Origin of the sequence: Williamsia limnetica (genome assembly GCF_003217475.1) — a bacterium.
GTDB lineage: Bacteria > Actinomycetota > Actinomycetes > Mycobacteriales > Mycobacteriaceae > Williamsia > Williamsia limnetica.
On record NZ_QJSP01000003.1, the window covers coordinates 429,873 to 445,418 of the forward strand.

At 63.6% G+C, this 15,546-nt stretch carries 11 protein-coding genes and 1 pseudogene; 3 read left to right on the top strand and 9 right to left on the bottom strand.

Annotation, left to right across the window (positions count from 1 at the left end; all coding sequences use genetic code 11):
* From narJ to DFR67_RS07150, 3 genes are read right to left on the bottom strand one after another with little or no spacing between them, the layout of a single operon-like run.
* On the bottom strand, positions 1-648 hold the full coding sequence (gene narJ / locus DFR67_RS07140; RefSeq protein ID WP_245937787.1) for a nitrate reductase molybdenum cofactor assembly chaperone: 648 nt from the start codon (positions 646-648) through the stop codon (positions 1-3).
* Positions 645-2,309, bottom strand: coding sequence for a nitrate reductase subunit beta (narH, locus tag DFR67_RS07145; protein ID WP_110468680.1), 1,665 nt, complete (start codon positions 2,307-2,309; stop codon positions 645-647). Before narH ends, narJ begins: the two co-directional genes overlap by 4 nt.
* On the bottom strand, positions 2,309-6,037 hold the full coding sequence (locus tag DFR67_RS07150) for a nitrate reductase subunit alpha (RefSeq protein ID WP_110468681.1): 3,729 nt from the start codon (positions 6,035-6,037) through the stop codon (positions 2,309-2,311). Before DFR67_RS07150 ends, narH begins: the two co-directional genes overlap by 1 nt.
* A 195-nt stretch (positions 6,038-6,232) precedes the next feature.
* Between DFR67_RS07150 and DFR67_RS07155 the strand changes: the two genes are divergently transcribed.
* Positions 6,233-7,300 (top strand): tellurite resistance/C4-dicarboxylate transporter family protein, encoded by a 1,068-nt coding sequence (locus DFR67_RS07155; protein ID WP_245937788.1) that lies wholly within the window; start codon positions 6,233-6,235, stop codon positions 7,298-7,300.
* Here DFR67_RS07155 and DFR67_RS07160 read toward each other — a convergent pair.
* Both DFR67_RS07160 and DFR67_RS07165 read right to left on the bottom strand, forming a co-directional pair.
* A pseudogene (locus tag DFR67_RS07160) lies at positions 7,285-7,768 on the bottom strand (hypothetical protein). The gene DFR67_RS07155 and the pseudogene DFR67_RS07160 overlap by 16 nt on opposite strands.
* Positions 7,769-7,809: 41 nt before the next feature.
* Entirely contained in the window at positions 7,810-9,003 is a 1,194-nt protein-coding gene (locus DFR67_RS07165; RefSeq protein WP_110468682.1) for a DUF6745 domain-containing protein, read from the bottom strand.
* A 222-nt stretch (positions 9,004-9,225) separates the two neighbouring features.
* Here DFR67_RS07165 and DFR67_RS07170 point away from each other — a divergent pair, with 222 nt between their 5' ends.
* Positions 9,226-10,122, top strand: a complete 897-nt coding sequence (locus tag DFR67_RS07170) for an ATP-binding protein (RefSeq protein ID WP_211324957.1) — start codon at positions 9,226-9,228, stop codon at positions 10,120-10,122.
* On the opposite strand, the gene DFR67_RS07175 is transcribed toward DFR67_RS07170, so the two are convergent.
* The 3 genes from DFR67_RS07175 to DFR67_RS07185 all read right to left on the bottom strand — a co-directional run bounded on the left by DFR67_RS07175 (position 10,119) and on the right by DFR67_RS07185 (position 12,479).
* A complete protein-coding gene (locus DFR67_RS07175; protein WP_158539915.1) occupies positions 10,119-11,147 on the bottom strand; it encodes a class I SAM-dependent methyltransferase in 1,029 nt (342 codons plus the stop codon). The genes DFR67_RS07170 and DFR67_RS07175 overlap by 4 nt on opposite strands.
* A gap of 115 nt (positions 11,148-11,262) precedes the next feature.
* Positions 11,263-11,547 carry a hypothetical protein gene (locus DFR67_RS07180; protein WP_110468684.1) on the bottom strand — a complete coding sequence of 95 codons (285 nt, stop codon included), beginning with the start codon at positions 11,545-11,547 and terminating at the stop codon, positions 11,263-11,265.
* A 368-nt stretch (positions 11,548-11,915) separates the two neighbouring features.
* Positions 11,916-12,479, bottom strand: coding sequence for an LppA family lipoprotein (locus tag DFR67_RS07185; protein ID WP_110468685.1), 564 nt, complete (start codon positions 12,477-12,479; stop codon positions 11,916-11,918).
* 305 nt (positions 12,480-12,784) lie between these two features.
* Here DFR67_RS07185 and DFR67_RS07190 point away from each other — a divergent pair, with 305 nt between their 5' ends.
* Positions 12,785-13,924: a GmrSD restriction endonuclease domain-containing protein gene (locus DFR67_RS07190; protein WP_425451253.1), complete on the top strand. Its 1,140-nt coding sequence runs from the start codon at positions 12,785-12,787 to the stop codon at positions 13,922-13,924.
* A gap of 97 nt (positions 13,925-14,021) precedes the next feature.
* Here the strand turns inward: DFR67_RS07190 and DFR67_RS30185 are convergent, their stop codons facing one another.
* Positions 14,022-14,705 carry a hypothetical protein gene (locus tag DFR67_RS30185; RefSeq protein ID WP_146240392.1) on the bottom strand — a complete coding sequence of 228 codons (684 nt, stop codon included), beginning with the start codon at positions 14,703-14,705 and terminating at the stop codon, positions 14,022-14,024.
* Positions 14,706-15,546 lie beyond the last annotated feature (841 nt).

The following is a 15,546-nucleotide window of genomic DNA, read 5'->3' on the forward strand; positions in this document are numbered from 1 at the left end:
TCACCTCGTCTCGGCGATGGGCAGCAAGCGCGGGTCAAACGGTTCCAGTCCAACGGTTTCGGTGGGGATCGACGACTGCATGGCGAGCGCGGAGCGACGATCTGTGGGTGAGGCGCCGGGCAATCCGGTGCAGATCGCAGTCAACACCCCGGCGTAAGGGGTGCCGAGGTCGAGTAGCCCGAACCGGATGAGTTCGAGGGCGGGCCGGTACGTCGTCAGCAGCTCGAGTCCGGCGCCGGATTCGGCGCGGGCACAGTATTCGAGAACAACAGGAAGGAAGTCGGGCAGTTCGCCGTGCAGGTCGACGAGGTAGCCGCTGTCGCGATAGCGTTGCTTGAACTCGCCGAGGGCTGCTCCGCGCCGGCGGGTGTCCCCGTCGGTCCAATACGACAGGTAGAGCGTCTGTTTCCTCGACAGATCGAACACGTCGACGTACTCACGCCGTAGGGCTTCACCATCGGACCCGGCCAAATACTCGACGAAGCGCGCCAGCGGGTCTGCCGTGGTGCGGTCAGGGTGCTCGGCGAGCGCCGCGCGCAACAGGTCCACTCTCGAGAGCAGCTCGGCATCCGGGTAGCCCAGAGACCACGCGGCGGCTTGGTAGATCACCCGATGATCGACCTCACGGGCTCCGCGCCGCCACTTCACGGCGTCTCCGAGTTCTTCGGGAACATCCCGGACGGCACACCATTTCCGTCCCAGTTGAGCAGGTTCACCCGGCCGGCCAGGCTGTCGGCGCCGGCGGCGGTGTCGCTGGTCTGGCGCTGCTTGAGAGCGTGGAACGTCTCGACCGACACCGGTGCCGGTGTCCCACTGGCCTCCCCAAACGAGCCCGACTCGAACATGCCGGGGCCCTCGTCGTAGTCGAGGGAACAGCCCATCTCGTCCAGCTTTTCGGCCTGTTCGAGGTGCGCAGTCGGGATCACGTACCGGTCCTCGTATTTGGCGATGGCCATGAGGCGGTACATCTCGTACACCTGCTCCTCCGTCATACCCACCGACGCCGGGATGTCGGGGTTCGGTTCGCGACCGAGAGTGACGTCGCGCATGTACGCGCGCATGGCGGCCAGACGTTTGAGGACGGTGTCGATGACGTCGGTGTCGCCTGCGGTGAACATCTCGGCGAGGTACTCGACCGGGATCCGCAGCGCATCGATCGCGCCGAACAAGGTGCCGTAACCCTCCGCGTCGTGCCCCTGTTCGGCGAGGAGATCGACGATCGGCGACAGCGGCGGGACGTACCAAACCATGGGCATGGTGCGGTATTCCGGATGCAGCGGAAGGGCCACCCGGTACTTCTTGGCCAGTGCATAGACCGGGGACCGGCGAGCGGCGTCGAGCCAGTCGTCGGGGATCCCGTCGGCCCGGGCGGCCGCGATCACGACGGGGTCATCAGGATCGAGCATCAGATCGAGTTGCGCCTCGTACAGGTCTTTCTCGTCCGGGGTCGACGCAGCGTCGGCGACGGCATCGGCGTCGTAGAGGAAGATCCCGAGATACCGCAGCCGGCCCACGCACGTTTCCGAGCAGACCGTCGGCTGGCCGACCTCGATCCGTGGATAACACAGCGTGCATTTTTCTGCCTTACCCGACTTGTGGTTGAAATAGATCTTCTTGTAAGGACATCCGGTGATGCACTGGCGCCAGCCGCGGCAGCGATCCTGGTCGACCAGCACGATCCCGTCTTCGCTGCGCTTGTAGATCGCCCCCGACGGGCACGACGCCATACACGACGGATTGAGACAGTGTTCGCAGATCCGCGGTAGGTAGAACATGAAGGTCTGCTCGAAACTGAACTTCACTGCGTCTTCGCAGTCGCGGCGTAGTTTCGCGACAATTGGATCGAGGTCTCCGTACTGCGTTGCGCCGCCGAGGTTGTCGTCCCAGTTCGCCGACCAGCTGATCTTCGTGTCCTCACCGGTGAGCAGCGATTTGGGCTTGGCCACCGGAAAGTCGTCGCCCAAGGGTGCGTCGATGAGCGTTTGGTAGTCGTATGTCCAGGGCTCGTAGTAGTCGGAGATCGTGGGCTGGACCGGGCTGGCGAAGAGGGTAAGCAGCTTTTGCAACCGGCCTCCGGTCCGCAGCCGCAGCTTGCCCTTGGAGTTCAAATGCCAGCCGCCGCGCCACTTCTCTTGGTCCTCGTACTGACGCGGATACCCCTGCCCAGGCCTGGTCTCGACGTTGTTGAACCACACGTACTCGGTGCCGGCGCGGTTGGTCCACGCCTGCTTGCACGTCACTGAGCACGTATGGCACCCGATGCACTTGTCCAGATTCATCACCATGCCCACCTGGGCCATGACTCGCATCAGTACGTCACCTCCTGGCTACGTTTGCGAATGGTGGCCACCATGTCGCGTTGATTGCCTGCCGGCCCGAGATAGTTGAAGGCGTAGGACAATTGGGCATAGCCACCGATGAGATGCGTCGGTTTGACCAAGAGCCGGGTGACCGAGTTGTGCATGCCGCCGCGGCGACCGGTCGCCTCCGACTTCGGAACGTCGATGGTGCGTTCCTGCGCGTGATAGACGAACGTCACGCCTTCGGGCATCCGGTGGCTGACGATGGCCCGGCACACCAAAACGCCGTTGGCGTTGACGCATTCGATCCAATCGTTGTCGACCACATCTATGGCGGCGGCATCCTGCGGGCTGAGCCACGCTGTCGGACCACCCCGCGACAGCGACAACATGAACAGGTTGTCCTGGTACTCCGAGTGGATCGACCATTTCGAGTGAGGCGTCAGGTAACGGACGGTGATCTGTTGCGCACCGTCGGATCCCAGACGCGGCTCGCCGAACAGCCGGTGCATATCCAGGGGCGGGCGATAGATCGGTAGCGCTTCACCCATGTCGATCATCCAGTCGTGGTCGAGATAGAAGTGCATTCGACCGGTCAGGGTGTGGAAGGGCTTGAGCCGTTCGATGTTCACAGTGAACGGTGCGTAGCGGCGCCCACCGGTCTCCGATCCCGACCACTCCGGCGACGTGATGACCGGGACCGGCGCACGCTGGGTGTCGGCGAAGGTGATGCGTTTTTCTTCCGACCCGGCCGCCAGATCGTCGAGCTTTTTCCCGACGCGCTTCTGCAACTTGTCGAAGCCGTCCAGCGCCAAAGCCCCGTTGGTCGTCCCGGAGTAGGTCAGGATCGCCTCCGCCATCTTCACGTCGGTGTCGATCGCCGGGCGTCCCTCGGCGGGGCCCGACGGCATCACGCCGTTGCTCGCGGCCAGCCGATCGCTCTGCTCGGCGACGTCGTATGTGACGTTCTTGACCGTGAATCCGAGCTTGTCGGCCAACGGTCCGACGGCTGCGAGCTTGTGCGCGATGGCGGTGTAATCGCGTTCGACGACAGTGAAGTTCGGCAGGTTCTTCCCCGGCGTTCCCGGGGTCGGCGCGTCTTTCCAGTCGGTTACCCGGCCGTGGGGTTGAGCCATCTCACCGGGGGTGTCGTGCTGCATCGGGACGCTGACGAGATCATGACGCACCCCGAGGTGGGTCTTTGCCAGCGCCGAGAACTTCTCGGCGAGCAGGTGGAAGAGGTCGAAGTCGGACTTGGCTTCCCACGGCGGGTCGATCGCCGGAGAGAACGCGTGAACGAACGGGTGCATGTCTGTCGAGGACAGATCGTGCTTCTCGTACCAGGTGGCAGCCGGGAAGACGATGTCGGAGAGCAGCGTCGTCGACGTCATCCGGAAGTCCGCTGACATCAGCAGGTCGAGCTTGCCCTCGGGTGCTTCGTCGTGCCACCGCACGTCTTTCGGTCGCGGTGTCTGCGGGTTCTCGGTGCCCAGCACGTTGTGGTGGGTGCCGAGAAGATTGCGCAAGAAGTACTCGTTGCCCTTGGCCGAGGACCCCATGAGGTTCGAGCGCCACAGCACCAGGGTCCGCGGCCAGTTCTCGGGTGCGTCGACGTCGGTGATCGCCGGTGTGAGGCCGCCGTCGTGCAACTTCTCGGCGACATAACTCCCGACAGTGTCTGCGGCCCCGGCGTCAACTGCGGCGTTCGCCTCGTCTGCGAGATCAAGAGGGTTGCGATCGAACTGTGGGTAGAACGGCATCCACCCCATGCGCGCCGATTGCGCGATGGCGTCGGCGGTGTGTTCGTGTGTCAGTGTGCCTTTGGACAGCGGGGAGGCCAGCGATGCCGTCGAGTAGCCGTCGTTGCGCCACTGGTCGGTGTGCATGTACCAGTACGAGGTTCCGGTCATGGTCCGTGGCGGTCGCGACCAGTCGAGCGCGTTGGCCAGCGAGATCCACCCGGTGATGGGGCGGCACTTCTCTTGGCCGACGTAGTGGGCCCAGCCGCCGCCGTTGCGGCCCATGCATCCGGTGAGGATGAGCAGCGACAGGATGGCGCGGTAGGTGGCGTCGCCGTGGAACCACTGGCAGATGCCGGCGCCCATGATGATCATCGATCGTCCGCCGGAATCGATGGAATTGGTGGCGAACTCGCGGGCCACCCGGATCGCGGCGTCGGCGGGGACTCCTGTGATCTCGGCCTGCCATGCGGGGGTGTACGGCGTGGTGGCGTCGTCGTATCCGGTGGGCCACTGCCCGGGAAGCCCGTCGCGGGCGACGCCGTATTGCGCGAACATGAGGTCGAAGACCGTGGTCACCAGTGCGCCGTTGACTCGGGTCGCCGGCACTCCGCGACGTAGGACCGAGCCGGAGCCGTCGGGGGCGTCGAAGGCTGGGAGCAGGATCTCGACGTTGTCGGCGCCGTCGCGGTCCAGCAACGTCAGCACAGGCTCGATGTCGCCGAGGTCGAGGTTCCAGCGACCTTCGCCTGCCGCGGAGAACCGGAACCCGAGCGACCCGTTCGGCACCGCGGGGTCGCCGGTGGTGTCGTCGAGAACCACCGTCTTCCAGACGTCGTCGTCAGCCTCTGCGCCGTCAGGCAAGCTCGCGAGTTCGTCGGCGGTGACGAACTTCCCGGGCACGTAGGCACCCTCGTGTTCGTCGAGATGGATGAGGAACGGCAGGTCGCTGTAGGTCTTGATGTAGTCGGTGAAGAACGGTACCGACTTCTTGACGAAGAACTCGGTGAGAATGACGTGTCCCATGGCCATCGCGAGCGCGGCGTCGGTGCCGGCCTGGGCGGGCAACCATTCGTCGGCGAACTTGCTGTTGTCAGCGTAGTCGGGGCTGACGGCGACCACCTTGGTGCCGCGGTACCGAACCTCGGCCATCCAGTGCGCGTCCGGCGTACGCGTGACCGGGACGTTCGAGCCCCACATCATCAGGTATGTGGCGTCCCACCAGTCGCCTGATTCGGGGACGTCGGTTTGGTCGCCGAACACCTGTGGGCTGGCGACCGGTAGGTCGGCGTACCAGTCGTAGAACGACGTCATCACCCCACCGATGAGTTGGATGAAACGGGTACCCACGCAGTGCGACACCATCGACATCGCCGGGATCGGGGAGAAGCCGGCGCAGCGGTCGGGACCATAGGTCTTGATGGTGTGAACGTGCGCGGCGGCGGCCATCTCGATGGCCTCATCCCAGGAGACCCGCACCAGGCCGCCCTTGCCCCGGGCCTGCTGATACGACTTTCGGCGCAGCGGATCCCCGACCACGTCGGCCCAGGCGAGCACCGGATCTTTGAGCTGGGCTTTTGCCGCGCGATACATCTCGACCAGAACACCGCGGGCGTAGGGATGGCGAACACGCGTAGGTGAGTAGGTGTACCAGGAGAACGCGGCGCCGCGGGGACAGCCGCGGGGCTCGTACTCGGGGCTGTCCGGGCCGACCGAGGGGTAGTCGGTTTCCTGGGTTTCCCAGGTGATGATGCCGTCCTTGACGTACACCTTCCACGAGCACGATCCGGTGCAGTTCACGCCGTGGGTGGAGCGGACGATTTTGTCATGACTCCAACGGTCCCGGTAGAACACGTCGCCCGCTCGGCCGCCTTGACGAAAGACCATCCGGCCGTCTTCGCTCTCATCCCAGCGTGTAAAGAACTTACCCACGTCGAGAAGTGCTTTGGCGGCGTCACCCTGGACCCCGTGTGAATCAACATACGTTGGCCGAGCCATAGGGCCACCATACGAAAAAGAAATGTCTTGAGAGACTCATTGAGAAAAACGCGAACTTTCGCTACAAAAAACTTCAGTGTTGTTTAGTCGCATTCCCTTTGTACATCTTGTCCAATGAATAGGCTTGACTATCAGCCAGATTTGACGATCAGAAATTCAATCCGAAGTTCCTTCAGACATACTAAGATTCCGACGATGGCGACAGAGAACTACACCTCGTGGCGCTCGCGACTTCCCCATGGCCGACTGGGTCAGTTCACGTTCGTGATGGCAACCGGAATCGTCTCGACGGCGATGCACAACACCCGGGCCCACGAACTCTCGTTCGGCATGTTCATTCTCGCGGTTATCAGCTATTGCGTGCTTGTGGTGTGCGTCGTCCTGAACGCCCTGTTCATCACGGGAGTCGGTGAGCGGATCCGTGGTGAGGGATTCACCGTGCTCGCGTTCACTGCAGCCAGCGGAGTCCTCGGGGCGCGGTTTTCTGCACTACACCTCGACTGGGCCGCAGCCACTTTCACGATCATTGCTGCGGTCTCGTGGTTGATTCTCGGCTACCTGGCCGTCGGGTTGGCCATCGCTTCAGCGCAGGCGGAGTCGTCCGTAGTTGGTTTGGGACGGGTCAATGGAACGTGGTTCCTGTGGGTGGTTGCCACCCAGTCCGTGGCAGTGACGTCTGCAGCCCTGGCACACGAAGCCCAACTGTCGTTCTTCGCTGCCGTGGCGGCCCTGTGCTGGAGTGTCGGAATCTTGCAGTTGGTGGTGGTGGCTGCGCTGGTGGCAACCCGACTCCTGACCCATCCACTGAGAGCGTCGGATGAGGTCGCGCCCTACTGGGTGTTCATGGGCTCGGGGGCGATCACCGTGTTGGCCGGGGCTGAGATTTTGGTCGTGGCCGAAGAACAGACGCTGCTCGACCCCGATGTGGTCGGCACCGTGTGCATGGCGTTGTGGTCGTTCGCGACCTGGTTGATCCCGCTGCTGATCGCGCTGATGGTCTGGCATCACAGCCGCGGTGGCGCCGTGATCGGTTTTCGGACAGCGCTCTGGTCGATGGTCTTCCCGATCGGCATGTACGGCGAGGCGAGCCGCGAGCTGGGTGCCATCCGAGGTACCGAGTGGTTGAAACTACTCGGTACCTGGGAATCGTGGATCGCGCTCGCCGTGTGGGCCGTCGTGTTCGTCGGCATGCTCCGTTGGTGGGTGCGGTGGTGGCATCCGGCGGGCGACCGCGCAGCGGCCGTGGGTCAGTCAGCGACGTAGCGGGCACCCGTTGTGGAGACGTTGGCGAATGCGCGTGATCTGGTCTGCGGGATGCTCATGTCGTACTCGCGCTGCCGACCGATCACGTAGCGTCCAGGTGCCAAGCCGGTGGCGCTGCTCGGGGTGGATCAGGTACGCGACCACCTCGGTGTCGACGATGCCGAGCGCCAGACGTCGAGGATCGTAGAGTTTCGACGTCCACGTGCAGCGACCCTCTTCGGCGACGAGGCTGTGGGGATTGCCTCCGGCTGCGCTGCGCAGCAATTCAACTCCCGATCGCGGTACCTGTTTGGGGATCGCGTCAGCGAACGCCGCGACCATCGGGAGAAGGTCTGCGGGGACGACGATGAGGTCGCCTTGGGCTTGCAGACCGTCGACCACCGGGATCGATACCTCTTTGTCGAGGTAGTCGAAGACGTCGAGGCCGGTGTAGGCGGTGAGATCGGAGAGGGTCATGGTGGAGTTCATGGTGGTCACCTTGGGTTGTGTTGTTGGAAAATGGTTGTGGCTCATGTGCGGCGGACCAGCCGCGCGTAGTCGGATCCTTTGATGCCGTAGGTCCAGCCGGCGGCGTCGAGGGCGGAGGTTGTACCGTCGGGCACCGGTAGTCCGTAGCGTCGGCGGGTACCGTCGCGTTCACGGGATCCGTTCAGAACGAGCAGTATTCGTCCGTGTGGCCGCACCCGTGGCGGGGTTGCGTACAGCGCCAACGTGCCTGCATCGTTCCCGGGGTCTTGGGCCTGGTCGATCAGCGTGAGGTTGGACTCGGAAATGTAGTTTTCCCAGCCGATACGCTCGATAGCGCTCCGTCGTATCTCGACGTTGCGTTCGCGATTGATGCGCTCGACGGTCGGATCCGTGGTCACCCATTTCGGAATGATGGTGCCGCTGACCGCGTACACCTCGTGCCCATCAGCGAAGGCAATCGCCGGGTCACTTCGGTGGTGCAGCCGACGCTGGCCGTACCGGGCGTCCGGAGCGGGTTCTGTGAGCAGCGCGATCGGTCGCTCGGCCATCACGCAGACCTGGTCGAACGGCCACCACCAACCGGTGGATTTTGCTATTGCACAGTGGATGTCGAGCACTTCCGCGTCTTCGGGCGAGTACTGTGCCAGTCCGAGTCGGCGGCCGACGTCACAATGCGCGATCCAGGGTGCCTCGTGTTGCCCGTACCAGGTGACGTAGCCGGAGATCGACGGGGTGATCTTGCGGATTCCTACCGCGATTCCGACGCTCACCGTGGTCTTCAGTGGGTCGCGGACCTGTTGGCGTGCTTGCGCTCTCGGTTCGGATTCTTCCTCAGGAGGCGGCGGCGGTTGCCACCCTTGTCGCCGCGGGGGTCGTGGCGGGTTGACTCGAACTTCCATGCGCCGCTTCGACGCGTTGATGACGGCCGCGATGCCGGCGTGTGCCGATTGTCGATCGCCGGTGAAGAAGGGGCCGCCCTCGGAGAGTCCACTGGTTGAGATCAGTTCCGACGCCGCAGGCGGGGACGGTACCCATACAAACTCGGGTTGAGGGTGTCCGGCCAGCCGATACAGCTGGGAGACAGCTGCTTCCGCAGCGGCTCGTTCACTCGGTCCGGTGGCCAACGCAGCAGCCAGCCACTCCGCGTGGACGGCAGCGATGGTGCGGTGGTGCTCTGAATCGAACTCGACATGCTCATGGTCCCCGAGAATCGGCGACCCGAATGCGGCGCTCACGGATGCGTGGCGGAATCCGCCTTTCCTGTAGTCATGTTCTCCAGAGTGACAGGCGCAGCGCGAGTGCGCAAGAGGTACAGGCGTCTTCGGGCCGATCGCCGGCCATACCGGCTTTCCGTGACGCTGCCGGTGTTACAACACCGGCAGCTGGCAAGAACCCCGGCACCGATGACGACGCACCGGTCCACGCGCTAACTCGTGGCGTCAGGGATACTGTCCACCGTGCACCAGTCCAATGCTCCGATCGACACCACGCTCCACATCGCCACCCCTGTGTGGGCTACCGCGGCGGCGTTGGTGATCGTGCTGGTGCTGGCGTGGGGTTTCAGTTCCGTGGCCCGCTGGCTGGTGCGGCATCGGGCCCGGTTGAACGCCACCACCGGGATGTTCCTGTCGATTCTCGGCTCTGCGGTCGGCCTGTTCATCGCCGGCGCGATCGATCCGGACCTGAAGGTGTGGAGCGTGCTCACCGTGGTGCTCGCGCTGGTGTCGTCGATTCTCAGCGTCACCGTGTACGCCGCCGTTGCAGCGCACTTCCAGAGGTCGGAACACGCGACCGTCAGCTCGCTGCTGGCAGCCGGCGAGTCCGCTCAGGTGGAGTTCAAATCGACAGCCCGGGTCAACCTCCACACCGGTGAGCGCGACGCCAAGATGGAGCAGGTCATCGTCAAAACCGTCTCGGCGTTCCTCAACGGCGACGGCGGCAACCTGCTCATCGGCGTCGACGACGAGGGCAACCCTCTTGGTCTCGACCCCGACTTCGGCACCCTGCGGCACCCCGACGCCGACCGCTTCGAGCTGTGGCTCCGCGATCTGCTGACCACCACGCTGGGCCAGAGCACCGCGGCCATCGTCGGAGTCGCGATCGAGGCTGTGCCTACCGACGACGGGGACCGCCAGGTCTGCCGGGTCACCTGTCCCCCGTCGCCGCGGCCGGTGTATCTGAAGCCGGCGACGAAGAACTCGACCACCGAGTTCTGGTTGCGCACAGGAAACTCGAGCCGCCAACTCAGCGTTGATCAGGCGGCGGAGTACGTGATGCACCGGTGGCCGCTCGGGGCCGGACGGTCGGTGGCGGCGCAAATTCGGGCTGCCGTGCGGTTCTCGGCGGATAGTTAGTCGGCTGCGCTCCTGCTGAGGCTCATGATCGCGAGGCGCCATTCGAAGCCCACTGCAGTGTCCTCGCCGATGGCGGCGGTCAGTCGCTCGGTGAACAGTTCGTGCTCGATCGCCGCGCGGTCTTCGCTGGGGATGGCAGCAAGCAGGGACGGACCGAACGACACCCGGATGGCTTCGGCGACGTCGCGGGCGTACTGCGCACGGTCGCCGTCCACATTCTGCTCGGCGATTGGATCGCCGAGGACGACTTCGTCAAAGTGGTCAAGTGTGAAGTCGGCGTGCGGGAATGGCGCCTGCCACTCGGCAGCGGTGCGGTACCACGCCGGGATGGGCGTGAGCGATGTCGCGGGCAGACGACCGGCCTCAACCATGTCCCCGGCGACAAGGCGGAGTGTCGTCATCACGCTTTCGGCCCCGCTGTTTCCGGCCGGGTCAGCCGACCCGACCACGATGATCAGCCGCGCTCCCGGCACCAATTCGCGGCCCCTTGCGTCGAGGAACCGGGCCCAGTCGTCGGCCGCCTGCTGAGCCCAGCGGTCGCGCTGAGACTGGGACCCGTCGGTGTACCAAATCCCGTCGAGCGGCCCCGGAGCCGCGCTGAGCCAATGCAGGGCAATCGAGCTCCACCCGAGCGAGACCGAGTGCGGGGGAAGAATGTGTTGGTAGAACGATTCCCCGACCGCGCTGGTGTAGATATTGGATCCGGTATAGGTGCCGGGATCGGCTGCGACGGTGGCGAACAGCGAGCTGAAGTCGTTCTGTGGGAGGTCGGTGTGGACCACACTGATCGGCGTATCGGCCGAGTTCACGCGGCGCATCACCTCGATCGCGGCGCGCATGGGGGCCAGAGAGTTTCGACCCTCCGAGCATCCGTAGTCGGCGATCGTCAGGAGCCCGCCGGAGGTCGGTGGCGCTACTGCAGCTGCCTCGCGAAGCAGTGGGAAGGCACGTGCCGCGGCGCTCAATTGCGCCGTTGAGTGCTCGTTGTACTGCCCGCCGCCTGCCATCGTCTCTGGGTGCGTCATCATGCGATTGTCCATCGATCAACAGGCTCTTGGTAATGGAACGCCGAGGAACTCTGTCCGGCTGACCCTCAGCTCACTCGTCAGTGGCGTCGGCTGCGTGAGGACAACCACAGGCTCACGTCACAAGGTCGCGTAGGAGTTCGGATAGATACCAATTCAGCCCGAGCAGAGGGATGGTCGCCAGTCCGGTCAGTAGGCCCGCTGCGATTCGGCGCTGGCGTCCGTCCAGCGGGATCATGAGCAGTCCGCCTCCCAACGCCAAGAGGCCAACAAATAGCATCAGCCCAGGAGCGAACAGCGCTACGGAAGCCGCGAACCCGACGACTACGGCACCGGCCGCATACGCGCTCTCGATGCCGTACCAGCGCTCACTGTCTGATTCTGTTCGTTTGTCAGCCATAGATCACAACCGACAAGACGTACAGCACACCGACCACGGCGCTTAGCATCGCCATCATCGCGGAAGAGCGGCGCGCGACCCGCTTGCGCAGGGTCATCATCAAGACGGAAGCGACAATTCCTGAGGTACAGAGGAATACGAGCGATTCAAGGAAAGGCCGCGCCGACTACTCTCCCGCAAGGTATGAACGGTTCAGTTGGACGACTACAACGCACAGGAAACTGCCGCCGAAAACAACTGTCCATGTCGGCAACGCCCAGCCGCCGTCGCCTGTATTTCCCCGAGAGCGCGACTTCATCTCGGCACCGCCACGGAGAGGTGGTTACATCCGCGCCCGTGTTCTTCGCACCGGGGGCTTTTTCGTTCGCTCACGTGCTCCGCCGATCTTCCAGGCGGCACGGTGTTGTCGTCGCGATGAGCGCGGCTTTTCGGCTACCGAAAGTGACTGATGCGCCATCGTGGCCGCTCAGCATCACGTCATGGCTGCCGGGGCGATCCTGGCGGGTCGTCAGGGTGGTCAATCCGAACTCGGCGGCAACCGATTGAACCGCAGCCGAAGCCGGCGACCACTTGTCTGCGGGAATCGGAACCGATGACACCAACATCGTTGTCGAGATCACGAATCCGTCGCTCTCGGCCAGATCGCCCGAGCAGGCCATCTTACCTACGCTTTGGCCCTCTTCCCACATCATCTCGGGTGCGACTTTCTCGACCGCGGCTGCGATCCGCCACGCGAACGCCTCGTACTCGGCGGCGACTTGCTCAAGACGGGGCAGTCTCGCTAACCGCCGGTTCATCTCATCGATCTTGTCTGTCGAGTCAGCCGCCGCATCTACCTGGTTGGCTACCCCATCAAGCGCGCAACCAGGCAATGCGAACGCCATTATCCATAGGACGGCAGCGACTTTTGCGGCACATGCCCGCTGCCTCATCACCGCTCCAAACCGCCCAAGCGATGCTCCGCGACATCCATGGACTTCCTCAATCGTCACAACAAGTCCTTAGACGTCTAATGCGGCGACCCGGTTCCGGCATCGGTTACCCGCCACTCAGCGAGCCGTCGCCTATGTGCTGCAGCAGTCGCCGCTCGCCCTGGGGGTCAGTAATCAGCCTCTCGCACCTCGATCGCTGGAGTAAGCGTCGTCTCCCGGTAACACTCGGGGTCCGGGCAGCTATATCCGGCTGAGTGCCGCAACTCCCCCTCGCGGCTCCCACCCGAAAGGCCACCCCCTCCGCGATGTCTGATCCATTTGCCATGCCCACCAATTGCGACCGTCCACCGGCCCCGCAGCCTCCGAAGAAGCGCAGGTGGCCATGGGTGGCCGGAGGGCTGGTCGCAGTGCTCGTGGCGCTCGGCACCATTGGTGCGGTGACCGAAGACGAGAAGCCGGCCACGGTCGCCGACACGGCGCCTGCTCCACCCAGCACAACCACGATGACGGTCACCGCACCGGCGACAACGACGGAGAAGGCGCTCCCGGTCGCGACGCCAGTCGCGCAGGTGACGGCTGCTCCCGGTGCCAACGCTGCGATGACGAAGCTGAATGCGCTGGCGGTCAAAGGCCGCGCCCCGAAGACCGGCTACGACCGCGGCCTCTTCGGCGAGGCCTGGACCGACGCCGTGTCCGTCGAAGGTGGACGCAACGGGTGCGACACGCGCAACGACATCCTGCGCCGGGACCTGACGCAGATCGTCTTCAAGGCGGGATCGCAGGGGTGCGCGGTGCAGACCGGCGTCCTCGCTGACCCGTACACCGGCACGTCGATCGACTTCCTCCGCGGCCAGGACACCTCCAGTGCTGTACAGATCGACCACGTCGTCGCGCTCTCCGATGCCTGGCAGAAGGGCGCCCAGCAACTCAGCCCCGCCAAGCGCATCGACTTCGCCAACGACCCTCGCAACCTGCAAGCCACCGACGGACCGACCAATCAGCAGAAGAGCGACGGCGACGCCGCCACCTGGTTGCCGCCGAGCAAGTCGTACCGCTGCACCTATGTGGCCCGGCAAGTGGACGTGAAGTCCGCGTACCAGTTATGGGTCACGCAGGCCGAGAAGGATGCGATTGCAAGCGTTCTCAGCTCCTGCGGTGCCACGATGCCCGAAACGCCGGTCATTGCCGAAACCGAGACCGCCACCCCGATTCCGAGAACGTCGACTCCGGCACCGGTTCGCCCAGCGAATACGCCTCCCCCGGCTCCCGCGTACACACCACCGCCGGAGCCGGTCTACACACCACCGGCCGTCGTCGATGCGCCGGTCTCGTACGCGAACTGTTCTGCGGTCCGCGCTGCGGGCGCGGCTCCGATCTACGCGGGACAGCCCGGGTACAGCAGCAAGCTCGATCGGGATGGCGACGGGGTGGCCTGCGAGACATAGTCTCTCTTGCGCCGCTCCCTTTCGCATCCTCCCAAGCAGGATGGTTCCGAACTAAACCAGCCCGCCAATCTGGAAGGTAGGCGGGCTGGGTTGCGGATTAATACGGAGGCCAGAGCGCAACCTCGCTACGGTAGTCCCCCGTCACATGTGGGTCCGGCAGAACGGTGATTGAAGTCCACTCAACCGGCAGCGTTGCGGACCATGAGGTGCGCGTCAGGCCCGGCGCGCTATGCAAGGCTGGGCTTCTAATTTCACGCGTTGTATTATTTACAATGGTAATCGCATGAACTGACGGTCCAACATCTCCCGACACCACCCACTCGCCTCGCAACAGGCTCAGCGGACTCGCAGTAATTAATGGATTGCCATCCGTGTCAAGCAGACTTGTTCTGTAAATACCCTGCTCGAGCAGGCCATGTATGCGAAGGACGAACTCAACGTAGCCATCGCCCTCGTTGCACTTCTCAGCCGCTGCTGCCATTTTCGCCCTGCTCACGTCCCCGTCCGCCGAACTGAGCGAACCGATGGACGAGAGCAACATGGCGATCCCCTGCTCGTCGGTGATAAACCACTGCCCGGTCGACTGACCGACGCCAACGGTACGAGCAAGCCTAGCCCGCGCAAGTCGACGCTCGATCACACGGAACCATCTGGGCCGTTGCAAGTCTTCAGCGATCACAAGCGCGAGCGCGAACGACCTGTCGACACCGTGCTCAAGCGCCAATCGGTCCACCATTGGCTTATACCGCCGCCGCGCAAGGTCGATCGAGTTCGAGTTCACCGCGACATCCTTAGACGTCGCACTTTGAATGAACACACCAACGCAAACAACTATCAGCGCTGTAACTATTGCCGTCGTAAAGTCTCGCCATTGCGGCAGGGTGGTACCGAACAACGGGGCTAACCAAACTGCGATTGCTAGAAAGCACACCGACACTAGCAACACTGCAGCCTGGAGCACATACCACGACTTTTCGCGTCGCGGACCCGGGTTTGTATACGGATTTATTCGGACAACCGAAATTACGAGGTGCCCCACACCGATACACAAAGCGACCGCCAAACGCTCCGTCACGTTTGAGAGATAACCCATCGCACACAGGGACGCTACGAAGAGTGGCAGGAAGCGGAACGACAGATACGAGAACGTCGTCTTCGATACTCGAGCCCCGATAGCATCGTCTAGGAGGTAGTAGCTTGACGGCCACTTCGTACTAGCCGCCAAGTAGAACAGGTAGATGGCAGCTAGCGCCGCGGACGCTCGAACCAGGACGTCAGCCCAAATAGTCATGAATCTCCGAAGGTTGATCAAAAAGGGTTTGAGGAATGATTGCGCGGGCTCCCGCCATAGCTGGCAGCCCCATTCGACGACGCGACCTACTCCTCGACCGCGACAATCGACGAAAGTGCGAGACAACAGATCTGGCTGATCTTGCCGATAGCGAATTCGCGAGTAGTTACTCTGCCGTCAAAGTTCCTCGAGAGTTATCAGACCGTGTGAATGCACACGCCACTAGCGCGGCTCAAGTATTCGCTGGACGACCTAACGAGTCCATACCTTCTCGCAGTTGCGAGCGACTTGGGAACTGCCCGTCGCAGCCCGGTGAACAATACGCGGCTGG